Consider the following 17,333-nt stretch of genomic DNA (forward strand, 5'->3'; position numbering starts at 1 on the left):
TGGTGGACGGTACCGCCTAAAGGCAACCGAAGCTTAGTCGCTCGGCCGCAGTTGCGACCGGGAGCGGGAAAAGGTGGGGGGTCAAGCCGCAAGGGTAAGCTTGGCTTGTTTGAGGCGGCCGTCGGCAACCGCGGCTCGGACCTGAAGAACCCGGTGAGCGCCAATCGGAGACCAGCGCATCTGACGCTTCTTATTCATGCGGGCATTGACGAGGCTGTTGGCGGCACTTTCGGCCGGAGAACTCGATATCGGCTGACCTGACCAATATCGTTGGCAGTAGTCGACAATCGAAGCCTTGTTCTGGATCAGATAGGTGCGAAGATTTCTGACCAGTTCGTACAGGCGCTTGAGCTTGTTGCTGGCGTGTCGCGGCCAAGCGTGCTGGTCCAGCTGGTAGAGCATATGCTTCACGGCTCTGGTTGCCTCCCTGACGTATCCGCTCCAAAGGAGATGCCGAAACCTCGGCACATGAACCGCGACGTCCCGAAGGTAGATGCTCAAATCGTGGACATGCTTGATTCTTTCCCAGGCCTGTTCGATGTGCCGGAGCCGCATCGACAGATGGAACCAGTCAAGAATATGCGTTACGGGCTGGCGTGTTGCGCTGAGCACGATACTTTGCAGCCCAATTTCTCCGTCGCTGAAGACAGTAACATCGCGGCCAGGCAGCCATCCTAGCGCTCGCATCGCCGCACGAACGACATCGTGCTTGCCGGTGGCCACATTCGGCGCAGCCGCGAACCGACGCGGTGGCCGACCCTGTGAAACAACGCGTCCCATCGCGATCTCGAAATGCCGGCTTTGATATCCAGGAACAGCGCGAATGTAGGCGCCATCAATGAAAACGGAAACGGCGGATTCGCTGGTTCGGCTGATGCGATAGGGGCTTGCGAGGTCCCATCTTTCAATCTGATCGGCGACCTTGGCGAGCCGGTTGCTGACGGTCCGATGATTATGTGGTCGCGCGGCTGGCACAAAGAGATCAAGCACACGGGCAGCTTCTCGAAACGACAGCCGCGAGCCAAGTTCGGCCTGGATTCGCTCCAATTCCGGCGTTGCTCTGCCATTCAACAGAGTCTCGATGCTTCCGATGCCCGATCTTGTCGTCTTTCCGCATGCGCAGCTGCGCAACCGAGGCACGCGCACAAAGGCCGAAGAGTGAATGAACCCTACGAGATCTATAATCATGAACCCCGCGAAGACGGTTGCAGTCGTGACATTTCCGATCCCGCTGGCCGGCCTGATCCGTCTGAAACTGTGTCAGCTCCTCCTGCAGACGGCGCTGTATCGCCTTTCCTTCCGCCAAGGAGAGGCCGAAATCGTTCAGGCTCGCTCCACCGACAATCCGTTCGACGATTGCGATTTCCCGACGTTGCGGAACGCCATCGACCCCGACACGCTCGACCCAGACGTTCATCCTCAATTGCGCTGTCAAACGAGTGCCCCTTCCGAAAAGGCCTCGATTACCCGAAGATTCTTACCCCCACCTTTTTCCCGCTCCCCTCGTTGAAATCGTTGCGACGCGCGTCTCATGATTAAGTGCAAAACTAGAAGGGCATGTCGCGCGGCATCGCCTCCGGCCAATGGCTCCACGAATTCGGCCTGCAGACCAGCCGCGGCTTCGGGGCGCTGAAAGTGTGGATGGCGCTGATGGAACACGGGGTTAAGAAGTTCGGTCGGTTGATCGACCAGAACGTCGCACAAGCCGCCTTTCTCGCCGATCTCGTCCCCTCGCACCCGCCGCTGGAACTCATCGCGGAGCCAGAGATCAACATCGTCTGTTTCCGCTACGCCTCCGAAGGCAAGGACGAGGAGAGGCTGAATGAGACCAATGTCGAAATCATGCTGCGCCTGCAGGAGACGGGTGCCGCCGCGCTCTCCGACACGACGATCCGCGGGCGGCATTGCCTGCGGGCGGCGATCTGCAACCATCGCACCCGTCCGGAAGACCTCACTCTCCTCGTCTCCGAGATACTGCGGCTTGGCAGGGAGGTTGCACAGTCATGATACCGATGGCTCCTTCCGGAGAAGGTACTCGTCGCAATCTCGAGGCTTCGGAACCCAGAGAAGTAGCGGCAGCCGCCGACCGCGTGGTGATTCCAACCCGGGCCAGGGATTGCGGCGAGATCTGTCAACCTGTCCAGCCAGTGTTGCATTCGAAACTCCATCATTGATCGTCAGTTAGGACAGACCGTATGATTCCTCCAATGGCGGATCGATCTCATAATGCAATCTGAGGGTTGCAAGCTATTGCTTCGGCTCCAGAAGTTTCCTTTTCAGAAAAGCTCTCAAGTTCAACTTCGCATGAACCTCGGATATACAGTCTACTGTAGTTCGCTCGCCCGGCAGACCGCTTCCTTTAGATGGGACGCGCCATTTAGCAGGAAGACCTGGTCGGACTCCAAGAGGTAGAGCGAAACGCCGAGTTCGTTCCAGCGAGGAATCTCGGCCAAGTCCGGTACAAACATGCCGACGGCCTTACCGCGCCGAGACGCGGCGTCGCAAATTCGTTTCGAAGCCTCAATAACCTCCGGGGCAGCAGCCGAGGTAGCGCCGAGGGCAACCGCGAGGTCGGCCCGGCCGATGAAGAAGCAGTCGATTTCATCGATTGCCATGAGGTCATCAAGGACGGCAAGGGCTTCGGCGTCCTCGATCTGAGCTATAATCGTTGTGAGACTGTTCGAAGCCTTGATGTGGTCCGCCATCTTGACTCGTGTATAGCCAGCCGCGCGGGTCGAACCCGCATAGCCCCGTCCTCCGGGCGCGTATAGGCAGGACGAGACGAGTTTCATTGTCTTGGCGATGTCGTAGACATGCGGGATAACCACGCCCGTCGCGCCGAGGTCGAGCGCGTTCAAGATTTCCGGGACGGTGGGCGCCTGCACGCGCACGAGGACCGGCATGTCCTGCGCCCGCGCCGACAGGATCGCGCCGTCAAGATCCATCTTGTCGAACGGCGCGTGCTCGGCATCAAGGCACAGCACGTCGAGGACGGAACCCGACAGAACCTCCGTGACGATCCTCGACGGCGTCTTGATCCATGTCCCGATGGTGCGTTCTCGCGCGCGTGTTCTTTCCTTGAAGGCCCGGGTCCTCTCCATGGTCAGGCTCCTGCCAAACGGACGCGCAGAGCCTCGGGATTGATCACCGTGTCAGGGATTTCCCCGTTCAGCACGCTGAGCACGGATGTCGTCGCGGAGCGGGTCATGCGCGCGATCGACTCCTTGCTGATCCCTCCGATATGGGCCGACGCGATGAGGTTCGGCACGTCCGCCAACGCCTCAGCGCCGGGCGGCTCGACCTCGAAGACATCAAGGGCGGCACCAGCGAGATGGCCGGAGCGAAGTGCGGCAAACAGCGAGGGCTGGTGGACAAGGCCGCCCCTCGACGTATTGACCAGATAGGATCCCTTCGGCATGAGAGCGATACGTTCGGCGTTCATCAGCTCTCGGGTATCCGCCAGGAGCGGCGCATGCAGCGAAACGATGTCTGAGTTCGCCAGCAACTCCTCCAATGAACCGCATCGCTCCGCGCCATCGACGCTCTCGACCATCGCATCGAAATAGATGACGCGCACGCCGAAGCCGAGGAGACGGCGGATAACGGCCTTGCCGATGATGCCCGCGCCGATCAGGCCGACGGTCTTGCGGTAAAGCTCGGTCGGCGTCGCCTCCCCCACCCGGTCCCAGCGGCCAGCCTTCACAGCCTGGTCCTGGGTCACCACGCGGCGCATAAGGCCGAGGATCATGGCCAGCGCCTGGTCCGCCACCGTTTCAGCATTCATGCCGGGTGTGATGGAAATGCCGACGCCGAATTCCCGCGCAGCGTCGTGGTCGATGGAATCGGTACCGACGCCGACGCGCGCGATGACCTTGAGGTTCCTGTCGCCCGCCAGCACCTCGCGGGTGAAGGGGTCGGTGCTGACGATGGCCGCGTCGCAGTCCTCCAGCAGTGTTGCCAGCTCTTCCGCGGTCCGGTTGCCTATCTTCGGCTGCAACACGAGCTCGTGGCCGGCCGCGATCAGGCGCGCCCCGGTGTCCTCGTCGGCCGGGCTATAGCCCGGCCAGCTTACGAATACCCTTGCCATGCCCGGTCCTCACAGCTTTCGATAGGAAATGTTCGCGCTCGCGCCTTCGGCGGCGGAGCGGACGATGGCGTCGACGATTTCCGCGCAATAGTAGCCATCGCGGAATGTGGCGCCGATCGGCGCGATCTCGCCCAAGCCGCCGATGGCGGCGAGCATGTGCATGGCCTCGTGACTGAAGGTGTCGACCCAGCCCAGCGGGTGTCCCGGCGGCAGCCAGTTCTTCTGGTAGGGATCGCCGTCGCGCAGCACGTTGATCCGCCGCCATGCCTTGTCCGTGCCGGCGTATTCTAGTTCGTTGAGGTTCTGCATCGAGAAGCGAATGGAGCCGCGCGATCCGTCGACCTCGATGCGGCTGGTCACCATGTTGCCGCCGGCGACGCGGGAGGCTTCGAGCACGCCGAGCGCGCCGTTCTCGTAGGTCAGGAGGGCCGCGAAGAGATCGTCGGTCTCTATGCGCTGCTCATCGCCGGCCTTGCCCACCGCGATCCCCGTCACGGCCGTCGCGCGGACCGGATCGGAGGACAGCAGGAAGCGGGAGATGTCGATATGGTGCGAGCCGAGATCGCCGAGCGCTCCGGAGCCGGCGAGCGTCTTGTCGTCGCGCCAGCCCTTCACACGGTTTTCGGAAAGAGAGGAGGAAACGAGGAAATTCGAGCGGAAATGATAAATCTCGCCGAGTGCGCCATCCTGGATCATTTGGCGAGCGAGCTGCAAGGCCGGGAAGAAGCGATAGTTGAAGGCGCACATGTGTTTCACACCCGCCTCGTGTGCCACCTTCCACATCTCGAAGGACTGAGCGGCATCGGGCGCCAGCGGCTTTTCGCAATAAACATGCTTGCCGGCGCGCGCGGCGGCAATGATAGGCTCGACGTGAATGGAGTTGGGCCCGACATTGTCGACCAGTTGAATATCCGGGTCGTCGATAATCTCGCGCCAGTCGGAAACGGCACGCTCCCAGCCGTAACGTTCGCGCGCTTCCTCCAACTTGGCGGTGTCGCGGCCGTAGATTGCCTTCAGGCGCGGGCGCGGCACGTCGAGTGGCGCGATCACGGGAATGTCCCGGTAGCCGATGGAATGGGTCTTTCCCATGAAGGCGTGGCCGATCATGCCGACTCCGACTGTATTTTTCTCCGTCATAAATTCCTCCATATGATGTATCGAGATTCGGCTCAGATCCTATCGGCTTCCTGAACCGAGGAGAGGACGATCTCGACGAGATCATAGGCTCGAAGCCCGTCCTCCAGTGTGCAAAGTGGTGCGGCACCCTTCGCGAGAATGTCGCCAAGATGGTCTATCTCGGCCTGATAGGCGGGCCGGTAACGGTCCCAGAAATGCTCGAAGCGACGCGCGATGCGCGTGTCCTTCGCGCCGTCGAAAATCACCGGGCTGATGCGCGGGTCCTCACAGATGATCCGGCCCTCGCCGCCGAACACTTCCAGCCGCTGCTCGAAGGCATGTGCCGCGCGCCGCGTCGCCGAGACATGGGCAACAGCCCCGCCCTTCCATGACAGGATGATGTTGGCGGTGTCGAAATCGCCGATCTCGGCTAGCGTCGGGTCAGCGTTGCGGTCCAGCCGGGTATAGGCGCGCTCGGGAAGACCGCCCATCAGCCAGTTCAGCTCGTCAAGGTCATGGACAACCATGTCGGCGACGATATTGCCCTGGTGCAGGACCTCGGAGCGGGCGGCAAGGCGGGGATCGCGGCTGAGCTGGAGGATATGCTCCACCCTGCCGATATCTCCTGCCCTGACGCGCGAGTGGACCTCCTGCCGGTTAGCATCGAACCTGCGGTGGAAGCCCAAGACCACAGGGATATCGCTGCTCGCGACGGCGTAGATCGCCTCCAGGATCGGCTCCCGCGAAAAAGCCACGGGCTTTTCGCAGAGCGTCGGCAGACCGAAGCGGCAGGCCTCCAGCACATAGGAAACGTGGGTTTCGGTCGGCGAGCCGATCACCAGCGCATCTGGCTTGCAGGCATCGACGGCGCCGGCGAGCGTCACGTATCCCGGGATAGACCATTTTTCACCGAAATGGCTTCCCCCGAACGGATCCACGAAGCCCACGAGCTGCAAACCGGGGTTGCGGGCGACGGAGAGCGCGTGAACGTCGGCAATCCGGCCCGACCCGATGATGACGACTTTGTATTGTGCCATGACATGATCTCGAAACTATAGGAACTCAGTCGAACGCCGCCGTTTTCTCGATCTCCACCCACCGGTCTTCTTCCGCCGCCTGGAAGGCGCCGGCGATGACGCGGTTAATGTGCAGTGCCTGAGCGAAGTTCGGCGCGGCATTGGCATTCGCGTTGATAACCGCCTCGATGGCGCGGCGGGCAGTGACGACGAAGGCTTCACCATAGCCGAGCCCCTGGCCTTGCGCATACCAGAACGGGTCCGCCTCCGGGTGAATGCCGCCGAGCATGATGCGACGGAAGCCGCCGACGCGCTGGGCATCGTCGGCGCTGAAGAAATGAAGTTCGTTGTTGCGCTCCCAGCTGAAGGAGAGCGCACCCTTCGTACCCGTGACCGAGAAGCTGAGATCGGATTTATGGCCGGTCGCGGCCCATGAAGCGTGGACCGAGCCGAGCGCGCCGTTCGAGAACTGGACCAGCGAGGCGGTCAGGTCGTCGACGGTGACCTGCTTGGCGTCCGGCCCCTTGACGGGACGCTTTTCATAGAGACGGCGTGTCTTGGCAGTGACGGATTTGACGGATCCCATAAGGGCGCAGGCGATATCCATGATATGGGAGCCGATATCGCCAAAGGCGCCGCCCCCGGAAACCGGCTTGTCGAAGCGCCAGGAGAACGGCAGGGCAGGATCGGCCGCGTAGTCCTGGAAGAAGTGCCCCTCGAAATGTAGGAGGTCGCCGAGTTCGCCTTCGCGGATGAGTTGGCGCGCAAGCTCGATCCCCGGCCAGGTGCGGTAGGAGAAATTGACGAGGTTCACCTTGCCCGAAGCCTTGGCGGCTTCCGTCATCCGTTCGGCCTCGGCCACGGTATTGGACAATGGCTTCTCACAGAAGACGTGCTTGCCATGGGCGAAGGCATCGATGGCGATTTCCGCATGGCTGTCGTTGGGCGTAATGATGATGACCACGTCGATGTCATCGGCACGTGTCACCTCTTTCCAATCGCTCGTATGGCTCTGCCAGCCCCAGCGCTCAGCCCCCTCCTTCGCCGCATGCGGCACGATATCGGCCATACGGACCATCTCAATGCGCGGCAGCTTGGGCCAAAGATAGGCGCCGATGTTTCTGAGCGCCAAGCTGTGCAGCTTGGCCATGTAGCCGGAGCCGACGATGCCGAAACGAATTTTCTCCATGGGAATCCCCCTCGAATGTCTTGTTTTCAACGAATGCTTCTGCCGCCATCGACGGGAATGGACATCCCCGTCATGAAGGAAGCATCGTCACTTGCCAGAAAGGCGATAACGCTTGCGACCTCGTCCGGCCGGCCAATGCGGCCCATCGGGTGTTTCGCGAGGACGACGGCCTCGGCCGCGTCCGTATCCTCGGCGGCGTCCAGCCAGTTCGTCACCATCCGCGTGCGGATCGCCGCCGGGCAGACGGCGTTCACGCGAATATTGTCGCGGGCGAGATCGAGCGCGAGCGAGGAGGTCATGGAGGTCACGCCGCTCTTCGACGCGCTGTATGCGACCATGTTCTCCGTTCCGCGGATTCCGGTGATGGAGCCGACATTGACGATCGCTCCCCCGCCCGCCTGGCGGATCGCGGGCACGGCGGCCCGACAGCCCAGGAAGATGCTGGTCAGGTTCGTATCGATGAGCCGATGCCACTGCTCCAGACTGGTCTCCTCGACGGCGCCGCTTTCACGCGCGCCAGCATTGTTGACGAGGATGTCGAGGCGACCGGCGGCCGCGACGACCTCAGCGATGGCCCGTGCCCAGTTCTCCTCGTCCGTCACATCGAGACTGACGGAGGCGACGCTCTCGATGTCAATTTTCCCGCGCCGGTGCGCGGCAAAAACCGTTCCTCCCTCGTCCCGGATTCGCTTGATGGTTTCCAGGCCGATGCCGGTCGACGCGCCGGTAATCAGCGCGACCTTGTTTGCAAATCGTTGCATAGCTTGCTTATGCCTTCTCCTTTGATAATCGCCGATTCAACTGGGCAATTCCCCACGATAATCCGGGATATATCGGAAACTTTTGTCTTTGCATAGCTTTGCAATTTCGTTTAAGTGAAAAAATCTCGAAATCGCAGGCAGGGCTTAGCCACAGCGGGAGGAAACATGTCCAATACGATCAGACTGACGGCGGCTCAGGCCACCATTCAATATCTCCAGAAGCAATATTCGGTCTTCGACGGCGACCGGGAACGGCTCATCGGAGGCATCTTCGGCATTTTCGGTCACGGCAATGTAGCCTCGATCAGCCAAGCGATCGAGGAATATGGCGCGGACCTGCCCTATTACCAGCCGAAGAACGAGCAGGCGATGGTTCATTCCGCGATGGGCTATGCCAAGATGAAGAACCGCCGCGCGACCCTGGCCTGCACCGCCTCCATCGGCCCGGGCTCGACGAACATGATTACTGGGGCGGCGACCGCGACGGTGAACCGGATTCCGGTCCTGCTCTTCGCCTCCGACACCTTCGCGCACCGCCGCACGGGCAACGTGTTGCAGCAGCTCGAGCATCCCGTCGACGGTGATCTCACGGTCAACGATTGCTTCCGCCCGATCAGCCGCTTTTTCGACCGCATCTCGCGCCCCGAGCAGATCCTGACCGCCCTGCCCGAGGCAATGCGCGTGCTCACCGATCCCGCCGATACCGGTGCAGTCACGATCTCGTTCCCCCAGGATGTCGAAGGCGAAGCATATAACTATCCCGTCGAATTCTTCCGCGATCGGAACTGGGTTATCCGCCGCCGCGAGCCATCGCAGGACGATGTGGACGAGGCGATTGCCGTGCTCTCGAAGGCCCGCTCGCCGCTGATCATCGCCGGCGGCGGCGTGCGCTATTCAGCGGCCGAACGCACGCTACGCGACTTCGCCGATGAATTCGGGATTCCGGTCGCCGAGACCCACGCCGGCAAGGGGGTCAGCCTCGACACACCGTTCTGCCTTGGCGGCATGGGCGTGACCGGAACGGGCGCGGCCGGGCGGATCGCCGAACGGGCCGACGTCGTCGTGGCCATCGGCACGCGCCTGCAGGATTTCCAGACGGGCTCCCGCTCGGCGTTCCACGATCCCGATGTCACCTTCGTCTCGATCAACAACAACAGCTACGACGCTCACAAACTGCGCGGCGTACCGTTGGTCGGCGATGCCCGGTTGTCCATCGAGCGCATCGCGGTGGGTCTGCGCGCGGCCGGCTATGCGACCGCGAGCACCTATCGCGAGGAGATCAGGTCGCGGCAGGCTGAATGGAAGGAAGCCTATCGCAATGACATCGCCGTGACGCCCGGGGGCGAGCTGAACTATGGCACCATCACGCGTATCCTTAACGAGGCGACGCGGGCCGGTGACGTGGTGATCGCGGCGGCCGGCACACCGCCCGGCGAGATCCACAAAGGATGGGACAACTCGAACGGCTCGAAGGCCTTCCTGGAATTCGGCTTCTCCACGATGGGCCACGAAATCCCGGCCGCCATCGGCGCGCGGCTCGCCAATCGCGGCGACGACGAGATCTTTGTCCTCATCGGCGATGGCACCTATCTGATGGGGCCGACCGAGATCGTCACCGCCGTGCAGGAAAACGCCAGGATCACCGTGGTCGTCGTCGAGAACTACGGCTACCAATGCATCCGCGACCTGCAGGAAAACTCGACCGGCATCGACAATCTCGGCAACGAGTTCCGCGCGCGCGACAACGACGTGCTTCGCCCCAACGGCAGCTATCTCGAAGTCGACTATGCCGAAAATGCCCGCTCCATGGGCGCCACGGTGCTGTCGGCCGCCGACGAGGAACAGTTCAGGCAAGCATTGGCGAAGGCACGCCCCGTTCGCGGGCCGGTGGTAATCGTCGTCAAGGCGGAGAAGCGCGGCCGCTCCATCGGCTCCGGCGTATGGTGGGATGTCGGCGCGGCGGAGGTGACCAACACCAGTTCCGTTTCCGACGCGACCACGAAATTCCGCGCCGGCGAACGCAACCAGCGCTATCTCGGTTGAGGAGAAAGGCAATGAACCTCGAACCGAAGCTGCTGCTTGCTGCGCAAACGGAGCTTGGGGAGTGCCCGGTCTGGGATCCGGACCGGGGTGTGCTCTTTTTCATGGATATCACCGGCAAGAAGCTACATGCCTATGATTGGAGCACGGGCGAAGATCGGGTGCTGGAACTTCCGGCACTCGGCGGAGCGCTGGCTCTGGCCCAAGACGGCCGGCTCATCGCCGGCCTTCAGAACGGAATCCATTGGATTGACCCCGAGTCGGGCACAGTTGAATTCATCATCGATCCGGAACCGGACAAGCCTGACCACCGGCTGAACGAAGGCAAATGCGATCCTGAGGGCCGGTTTTGGGTCGGCTCCATCTCGACCCTCGGCCGCTTTCCAACCGGTTGCCTCTACCGGCTGGAAAAGGAGGGCTCGGTAACCACGGTCCTGAACGAAGTCAGAGTGCCGAATACATTGGCCTGGCTGCCGGATGCAAGGCACATGGTCTTCGCCGACAGCGAAACGAAGCAGATCTGGCGCTTCCAGTACGACGCCGGCACCGGGGTAATCAGCAATCGTGAGGTCTTCATCGACGTCGGCGACTTTACCGGCATCCCCGATGGCGTCGCGGTCGATACGGAGAGCGGCCTGTGGATCGCCGAATTCGGCGGCGGGGCCGTGCATCGCTTCTCGGCGGAGGGCAAGCGCATCGGCAAGATCGTCCTGCCGGCGACGCAGGTGACGTCCTGCGTCTTCGCAGGCCCCGATCTGCGGCATCTGGTGATCATCACGACGAAGCGGTTGCTGGACGAAGACGGGCGAAAATCACAGCCCCACTCCGGCGATCTCTTCGTCGTGGAACCGGGCGTGCGGGGGCTTCCACCGCATGTCTTCCAATAGACGAAACCCGGGCGGCGCGAGCCGCCCGGGTTTTCTCTACCGCGTGCCAGCCTTCACGCCCTGCTCGGCCTCATCGATATTTGACAGGTCGACGATGGCGGGGCCGGTATAGATATCGGCGGCGAGGGTGAAGCCCTGGGTCTTGTGCATCCACATGTGCTGCACCGCCAGGAAGCCCTGCAGATATTGCTGGCTGTCGATCGTCGCCATGATCCGACCGGAGCGGATTCCGTCGAGCTGGAGCTGGGCAACGTCGAAGGTCAGGTGTTTCCAAGTCCGTCCGGAGCCGACAAGGGCTTCGGCATCGAGGACCGCCTGCGCGCCCGGAGGGCCGAGGGTGAGGACGGCGTCCACGTCCGGATGGCTTTCCATATAGTCGGCGACGGCCCTGGCACAGGCCTCCGGCTCGCCCCCCGGAACGCGCAGACGTTCCGCGGGAACGCCGGCCTTGTCGACAGCGCTTTTGAAACCGTGCCAGCGGTCGCCATGGCAGATATGCTCATAGAGATAGTGGTCGACACACATCGCCGCGCGCGGCTTCACATTCTCCAGCAGATAGCGGCCAGCAAGTTCACCTGCGTTGAAATCGTCACCGCCGATGTAGAATAGGTAGGGGATGCGCTCGCCTTCCGGCCTTCCGTCCTTCGCGTTGACGCAGATGACCGGGATGCCATCCGCGATCGTCGCCTTCAGGGCGCCCTCCACGGCCGCCACGTCCGGCACCGTCGAGATAATCCCGTCGGGGCGGGCATGGCGTGCGCCGTCGATCAGGCCGGCCTGTATTTCGGGCGAGAACCTGCCGGGGCGCAGATGCTCGACATCGACATCGAACCGCGCGGCAGCATCCAGCAACCCGCGGCGGAACACCTCCCAGAAGACATCGCCCAGGATATCATGGGTGACCGCATAAATTTTCAGTCTCTTGCTCATAGGTAAGCCCTATCCTTAGTATCGAATGTCGGCGGACGGCTGAGGCCGCCCGCGGAGTGCTCAGAAACCCACCGACTTGAGATAGGCAAGGCTCTTGCGGGCGTCACCTAGCGGGTCGAAGGAGAGCGTCGGATCGATATCCTGCTCGATAGTGGCAGCGCCGTTATAGCCGAGCGTCTTGATGGCGTTGGCCAACTTTTCCCAGTCAACCACACCTGCTCCCATCGGGCAGAAGATTTTCTGCTCGACGGCGGCGAGGAATGGAATCTTCTCCGCCAGAACGCGCTTGTGGACGTCGGGGTCGATATCCTTGAAATGGAAATACTGCACGCGCTTGGCATGCCGCTCGTAGAAGGCGACGGGATCGATCCCGGCATAGGCCATGTGACCGGTGTCGATGCAGATCCCGACGCGTTCGGCATCGAGCCGCTGGAGTACACCTTCTATCTCATCCTCGAACTCGATGTAGCAGCCTGCATGTTGATGGACGACCGGCTTCACGCCGGAAGCGAGCGCGATATCGGCGATGCGGTCGATGAGGCCGATCATATGTTCGAACTGGCTGTCGCTCAGCTTCTTGGCGAAGTCGCGGCGACCGGCGGTCGCCATCCGTTCCTCGGAGATATGGTCGATGGTGACGAGGTAGCGGCCGCCCACGGCCGACAGCAGCTCGACGGTTCGAGCGGTGTTTTCGAGCACGGCGTCCGTGTTCGCGGGATCGTGAAGGATTTGGAAGACGAAGCCGGCGGCGACAGTCAGCCCGCGGCTCAGAAACTCGTTCGCGAGCTTTTTCGGGTCGGTCGGGTAGAAGCCGTAGGGACCGAGTTCAGTGTGGCTGTAGCCAGCTTCGGCAATCTCGTCCATGACCTTATGCCATGGCGGGTTCTTCGGGTCGTCGGCATAGTCGACGCCCCAGGACACCGGGGCGTTCGCGAGTTTCACGTGCATGGGATTCCTCCATTTTCCAACGGTCATTTCGCTGGTCTCTCAACCGTCTAGCCGCATTTGCATAGCAATGCAATAATTTTTGAATAGCTATCCACTATCTGGCTAGGATTTCCCTGTTCCTATGCTATTTTCTGGTCCAATGAGATCCAGCAGATCGGACGCCAGTTGAAAAAAAGCGCAAAAGTCATGGACGGTGGGCCGTTTCGAAAGAAATACGCGTCATCTATCGACGTCGCCCGGCTCGCGGGGGTGTCGCAGTCGGCTGTTTCCCGCACGTTTACCGAGGGTGCCAGCGTTTCTCCGAAGACTCGAGAAAAAGTGATGAAGGCGGCCGAGGAGTTAGGTTATGGGCCGAGCATTATTCCAAAGATAATGCTGACTCACAAATCTTCTCTGATCGCCATCGTGAGCGGTGGGCTGTACAACCCGTTTTACGCGGGCGTGGTCGAAAAACTCTCTCACGCGGTTCAGAAATATGGTTCGAACGTCATGCTCTTCTCCGTGAACCACGGAGAATATATCGATGAGATCATTCCGGATATACTAAGCTACCGGGTAGATGGTATCGTCTCGGCTCTTTCTATTGTCTCTCCAGAGGCCGCTGAGCGTTGCGCAAAGATGCACACGCCGGTCGTCCTCTTCAACAATAAACTCTCCAACGAGTGGGTTGCTTCGATCTGCAGCGACAATGTGGAGGGCGGACGCCAGGTCGCTGCCCTCTTCTTGGAACGTGGTGCGAGACGGTGCGCATACATCGGGGGAAAAAAGGGCAATCTCGCGAGTGAGGACCGCTTTGCGGGGTATCTGAGTGGCCTTAGGCAAAACGGCATCAACGATGTGGCTGTGGCTTACGGAGATTTCCGACACGACGAGGCCTTCGAAGCAGCTAAAAAGCTTCTCTCCTCGCGCAAGCCACCCGACGCCATATTCTGCGCCAACGATTTGATGGCGATCGGTGCAATGGAAGCGGTCAAAGCCCTAGGTTTGTCAGTTCCTGACGACGTGATCATCGCTGGGTTTGATGATATCCCGGCTGCGGCGTGGCCAAGTTTCGACCTGACGACAGTCCGACAGGATGGTGATGCGATGATTGGCCGGGCGATGGACCAACTTGCGCGCATGATTGACGGAGAGCACCTCGCTGGAAATTCGCTTCATCTGATACGAGCTCCGCTTGTCGAGAGAGGATCTACTGCACGCAAGTGACGAGAATCCATGTGAATTGAAACGGACGTCCAATCTCTTTGACGTGGCAGCCATTTTTTGAGCTTCGGCGACACGATAGCTGGGCGATGCATCGACCTTCTTTTGCAGTATCAAGCGATGTTGGGAAGCAAAAGGTCAACCGCTTTCTTTGCGTCGCCGTAGAACATGCGGGTGTTGTCCTTGTAGAACAGCGGGTTCTCGATGCCGGAATAGCCGGTGCCCTGGCCGCGCTTGGAGACGAACACCTGCTTGGCTTTCCAGACCTCGAGCACCGGCATGCCAGCAATCGGCGAGTTCGGGTCTTCCTGGGCGGCCGGATTGACGATGTCGTTGGAACCGATGACGATGACAACGTCGGTGTTGGGGAAGTCGTCGTTGATCTCGTCCATCTCCAGAACGATGTCGTAGGGCACCTTGGCCTCGGCGAGCAGCACGTTCATGTGGCCCGGCAGGCGGCCGGCGACGGGGTGGATGGCGAAGCGCACCGTCTTGCCCGCTGCCCGCAGCTTGCGGGTAAGCTCGGACACGGACTGCTGGGCCTGCGCCACCGCCATGCCGTAGCCTGGAACGATGATGACACTGTCGGCATCGTTGAGCGAAGAGGCAACGCCGTCAGCGTCGATGGCGATCTGTTCGCCCGAAATCTCCATCGCCGGTCCCGTGGTGCCGCCGAAGCCGCCGAGGATGACCGAGATGAAGGAGCGATTCATCGCCTTGCACATGATGTAGGACAGGATCGCACCCGAGGAGCCGACCAGCGCGCCGGTGACGATCAGCAGATCGTTGCCGAGCGTGAAGCCGATGGCGGCGGCCGCCCAGCCGGAATAGGAGTTCAACATCGACACGACGACGGGCATGTCGGCGCCGCCGATGCCCATGATCAGATGATAGCCGATGAAGAAGGCGAGAAGCGTCATGACAACAAGCGTCCAGGCACCCGCGCCGTTGGCATAAATCAACAGCAGCAGCAGCGACAGAATCGCGGCAGCCGCATTGAGGAAATGTCCGCCGGGAAGTTTCTTCGCCTTGCCGTCGACCTTGCCGGCCAGCTTGCCGAAGGCGATCACCGAACCGGTGAAGGTGACGGCGCCGATGAAGACGCCGAGGAAGACCTCGACCTTCATGATGGCAAGTTCTACCGGCGTCTTGTGGGCGAGAATGCCGGCAAAGCCCGATAGGGCTGAACGCGCGGCTTCGTCCATGCCGGCAATGTTGGCCGCTTCGATATGGGCATTGAAGCCGATGAAGACGGCGGCCAGGCCGACGAAGGAGTGCAGTGCAGCGACAAGCTGCGGCATCTCGGTCATCTGCACGCGCGATGCGACGTAATAACCGAGCACCGAACCGCCTGATATCATGAAGAGAATGATGAAACAGTTGCCGACGCCGGGTCCGAAGATGGTGGCGACGACGGCGAGCGCCATGCCGACAATGCCGTACCAGACGGCGCGCTTGGCGCTCTCCTGACCGGACAGGCCACCGAGGGACAGGATGAAGAGAACAGCCGCAGAGATATAGGCGGCCGAAACGATACCGATGGTCATGATTGTGGCCTCTAGCTCAGGACTTCTGGAACATGGCGAGCATACGGCGCGTGACGAGGAACCCGCCGACGATGTTGATCGTGGCGACCAGCACCGACAGGGCCGCCAGCGTCACCACGAGCCAATGGCCCGAGCCGATCTGAAGAAGCGCGCCGAGAATGACGATACCGGAGACGGCATTCGTCACCGCCATCAGCGGCGTGTGGAGGGAATGGCTGACATTCCAGATGACCTGGAAGCCGACGAAGCAGGCGAGCACGAGGATCACGAAATGGCTCATGAAGCTGGCCGGCGCGACGGAACCGACCACGAGCAGTAGAGCGGTCGCGACGAACAGCAGGATGCCCTGGCTCTTCGTCTGCGCCTTGAAGGCGGCGACTTCCTTGGCCTTTTTCTCCTCAGGCGTCAGTTCTTTGGCTTTTTCCTTCGGCTTCTGCGCGGCGATCGCCTGGATTTTTGGCGGTGGCGGCGGGAAGGTGATCTCACCATCCTTGGTGACCGTGGCACCACGAATGACGTCGTCTTCCATGTTGTGGGCGACGACACCATCCGTGCCCGGCGTCAGGTCCGTCATCATGTGGCGGATGTTGGTAGCATAGAGCATCGAGGCCTGGGCGGCCATCCGGCTCGGGAAGTCGGTATAGCCGACGATGGTGACGCCGTTCGGCGACACGATCTTCTGGTCGGGCACCGTCAGGTCGCAATTGCCGCCACGTTCGGCTGCAAGGTCGACCACGACCGAGCCCGGCTTCATCGCCGTGACCATGTCTTCCAGCCAGAGCTTGGGTGCATCACGGCCGGGGATCAGCGCCGTGGTGATGACGATGTCGATCTGCGGTGCGAGTTCGCGGAACTTGGCCAGCTGCTTCTCGCGGAATTCCGGCGAGGACGGGGCGGCATAGCCACCGGTCGCGGCGCCATCCTGCTGCTGATCGGCGAAATCGAGATAGACGAACTCGGCGCCCATCGACTCGATCTGCTCGGCAACTTCCGGGCGCACGTCGAAGGCATAGGTGATGGCGCCGAGCGAGGTCGCCGTGCCGATGGCGGCAAGACCGGCGACGCCTGCACCGATCACCAGCACCTTCGCCGGCGGCACCTTGCCGGCCGCCGTCACCTGGCCGGTGAAGAACCGCCCGAAATTGCTGCCGGCCTCGATGACAGCGCGATAGCCGGCGATATTGGCCATCGACGACAGGGCGTCCATCTTCTGGGCACGCGAGATGCGCGGCACCATATCCATGGCGATGACGTTGACGCCGGTTGCCCGTGCCTGTTCGAGCAGGTCCTTGTTCTGTGCCGGATAGAAGAACGAGATAAGCGTCTTGCCCGCCGACAACCGCTCCATCTCGCCTGCCTCGGGCGGCCGCACCTTGGCAATCACCTCGGCTTCCGTCCACAAGGCACCCGCATCCGCAACCACCTCGACGCCCGCAGCCCGATACGCCTCGTCCGAAAAACCCGCAGGCAGTCCCGCGCCGATTTCTACAAGGCACTGATATCCCAATTTCTGAAGTTGTTTGGCGCTATCTGGCGTCATCGCGACACGCGCCTCTCCCCTAAACACCTCGCGCGGTGTGGCAATTTTCATCGGCTCATTCCTGTTCAC

At 61.4% G+C, this 17,333-nt stretch carries 14 protein-coding genes and 1 pseudogene; 4 read left to right on the plus strand and 11 right to left on the minus strand.

Annotation, left to right across the window (positions count from 1 at the left end; translation table 11 throughout):
- Nucleotides 1-81: 81 nt before the first annotated feature.
- Nucleotides 82-1,417 (minus strand): annotated as a pseudogene (locus tag EKH55_RS18690) (ISKra4 family transposase).
- 140 nt (nucleotides 1,418-1,557) lie between these two features.
- On the opposite strand from EKH55_RS18690, the gene EKH55_RS18695 reads away from it, so the two are divergent.
- Nucleotides 1,558-2,007, plus strand: a complete 450-nt coding sequence (locus EKH55_RS18695) for a pyridoxal-dependent decarboxylase (protein WP_151612329.1) — start codon at nucleotides 1,558-1,560, stop codon at nucleotides 2,005-2,007.
- 317 nt (nucleotides 2,008-2,324) lie between these two features.
- On the opposite strand, the gene EKH55_RS18700 is transcribed toward EKH55_RS18695, so the two are convergent.
- The 6 genes from EKH55_RS18700 to EKH55_RS18725 are packed head-to-tail and all read right to left on the minus strand — an operon-like array spanning nucleotide 2,325 to nucleotide 8,169.
- Entirely contained in the window at nucleotides 2,325-3,101 is a 777-nt protein-coding gene (locus EKH55_RS18700; RefSeq protein WP_151612331.1) for an HpcH/HpaI aldolase family protein, read from the minus strand.
- 2 nt (nucleotides 3,102-3,103) lie between these two features.
- On the minus strand, nucleotides 3,104-4,087 hold the full coding sequence (locus EKH55_RS18705; protein ID WP_151612333.1) for a phosphoglycerate dehydrogenase: 984 nt from the start codon (nucleotides 4,085-4,087) through the stop codon (nucleotides 3,104-3,106).
- A 9-nt stretch (nucleotides 4,088-4,096) separates the two neighbouring features.
- The gene (locus EKH55_RS18710; RefSeq protein ID WP_151612335.1) at nucleotides 4,097-5,224 is read right to left on the minus strand and encodes a Gfo/Idh/MocA family protein; all 1,128 of its coding nucleotides are present in this window, start codon (nucleotides 5,222-5,224) and stop codon (nucleotides 4,097-4,099) included.
- 32 nt (nucleotides 5,225-5,256) lie between these two features.
- Complete coding sequence (locus EKH55_RS18715; RefSeq protein ID WP_151612337.1) at nucleotides 5,257-6,240, minus strand: Gfo/Idh/MocA family protein; 984 nt, start codon at nucleotides 6,238-6,240, stop codon at nucleotides 5,257-5,259.
- Nucleotides 6,241-6,265: 25 nt separating this feature from the next.
- Nucleotides 6,266-7,408: a Gfo/Idh/MocA family protein gene (locus tag EKH55_RS18720; protein WP_151612339.1), complete on the minus strand. Its 1,143-nt coding sequence runs from the start codon at nucleotides 7,406-7,408 to the stop codon at nucleotides 6,266-6,268.
- Nucleotides 7,409-7,434: 26 nt separating this feature from the next.
- The gene (locus EKH55_RS18725; protein ID WP_151612341.1) at nucleotides 7,435-8,169 is read right to left on the minus strand and encodes an SDR family NAD(P)-dependent oxidoreductase; all 735 of its coding nucleotides are present in this window, start codon (nucleotides 8,167-8,169) and stop codon (nucleotides 7,435-7,437) included.
- A gap of 165 nt (nucleotides 8,170-8,334) precedes the next feature.
- Between EKH55_RS18725 and iolD the strand changes: the two genes are divergently transcribed.
- Nucleotides 8,335-10,212, plus strand: a complete 1,878-nt coding sequence (iolD, locus tag EKH55_RS18730) for a 3D-(3,5/4)-trihydroxycyclohexane-1,2-dione acylhydrolase (decyclizing) (RefSeq protein WP_151612343.1) — start codon at nucleotides 8,335-8,337, stop codon at nucleotides 10,210-10,212.
- Nucleotides 10,213-10,223: 11 nt separating this feature from the next.
- Nucleotides 10,224-11,096 (plus strand): SMP-30/gluconolactonase/LRE family protein, encoded by an 873-nt coding sequence (locus tag EKH55_RS18735; RefSeq protein WP_151612345.1) that lies wholly within the window; start codon nucleotides 10,224-10,226, stop codon nucleotides 11,094-11,096.
- Nucleotides 11,097-11,132: 36 nt separating this feature from the next.
- On the opposite strand, the gene EKH55_RS18740 is transcribed toward EKH55_RS18735, so the two are convergent.
- Both EKH55_RS18740 and EKH55_RS18745 read right to left on the minus strand, forming a co-directional pair.
- Entirely contained in the window at nucleotides 11,133-12,026 is an 894-nt protein-coding gene (locus EKH55_RS18740; protein ID WP_151612347.1) for a sugar ABC transporter substrate-binding protein, read from the minus strand.
- A 60-nt stretch (nucleotides 12,027-12,086) separates the two neighbouring features.
- Nucleotides 12,087-12,974: a TIM barrel protein gene (locus EKH55_RS18745; protein WP_151612349.1), complete on the minus strand. Its 888-nt coding sequence runs from the start codon at nucleotides 12,972-12,974 to the stop codon at nucleotides 12,087-12,089.
- A 165-nt stretch (nucleotides 12,975-13,139) separates the two neighbouring features.
- On the opposite strand from EKH55_RS18745, the gene EKH55_RS18750 reads away from it, so the two are divergent.
- A complete protein-coding gene (locus tag EKH55_RS18750; RefSeq protein WP_246231917.1) occupies nucleotides 13,140-14,180 on the plus strand; it encodes a LacI family DNA-binding transcriptional regulator in 1,041 nt (346 codons plus the stop codon).
- 110 nt (nucleotides 14,181-14,290) lie between these two features.
- Here the strand turns inward: EKH55_RS18750 and EKH55_RS18755 are convergent, their stop codons facing one another.
- Both EKH55_RS18755 and EKH55_RS18760 read right to left on the minus strand, forming a co-directional pair.
- A complete protein-coding gene (locus tag EKH55_RS18755; RefSeq protein ID WP_151612353.1) occupies nucleotides 14,291-15,724 on the minus strand; it encodes an NAD(P)(+) transhydrogenase (Re/Si-specific) subunit beta in 1,434 nt (477 codons plus the stop codon).
- 16 nt (nucleotides 15,725-15,740) lie between these two features.
- Complete coding sequence (locus EKH55_RS18760; RefSeq protein ID WP_151612355.1) at nucleotides 15,741-17,315, minus strand: Re/Si-specific NAD(P)(+) transhydrogenase subunit alpha; 1,575 nt, start codon at nucleotides 17,313-17,315, stop codon at nucleotides 15,741-15,743.
- Nucleotides 17,316-17,333: the final 18 nt, after the last annotated feature.

The sequence above is a fragment of the Sinorhizobium alkalisoli genome (assembly GCF_008932245.1).
Lineage (GTDB): Bacteria > Pseudomonadota > Alphaproteobacteria > Rhizobiales > Rhizobiaceae > Sinorhizobium > Sinorhizobium alkalisoli.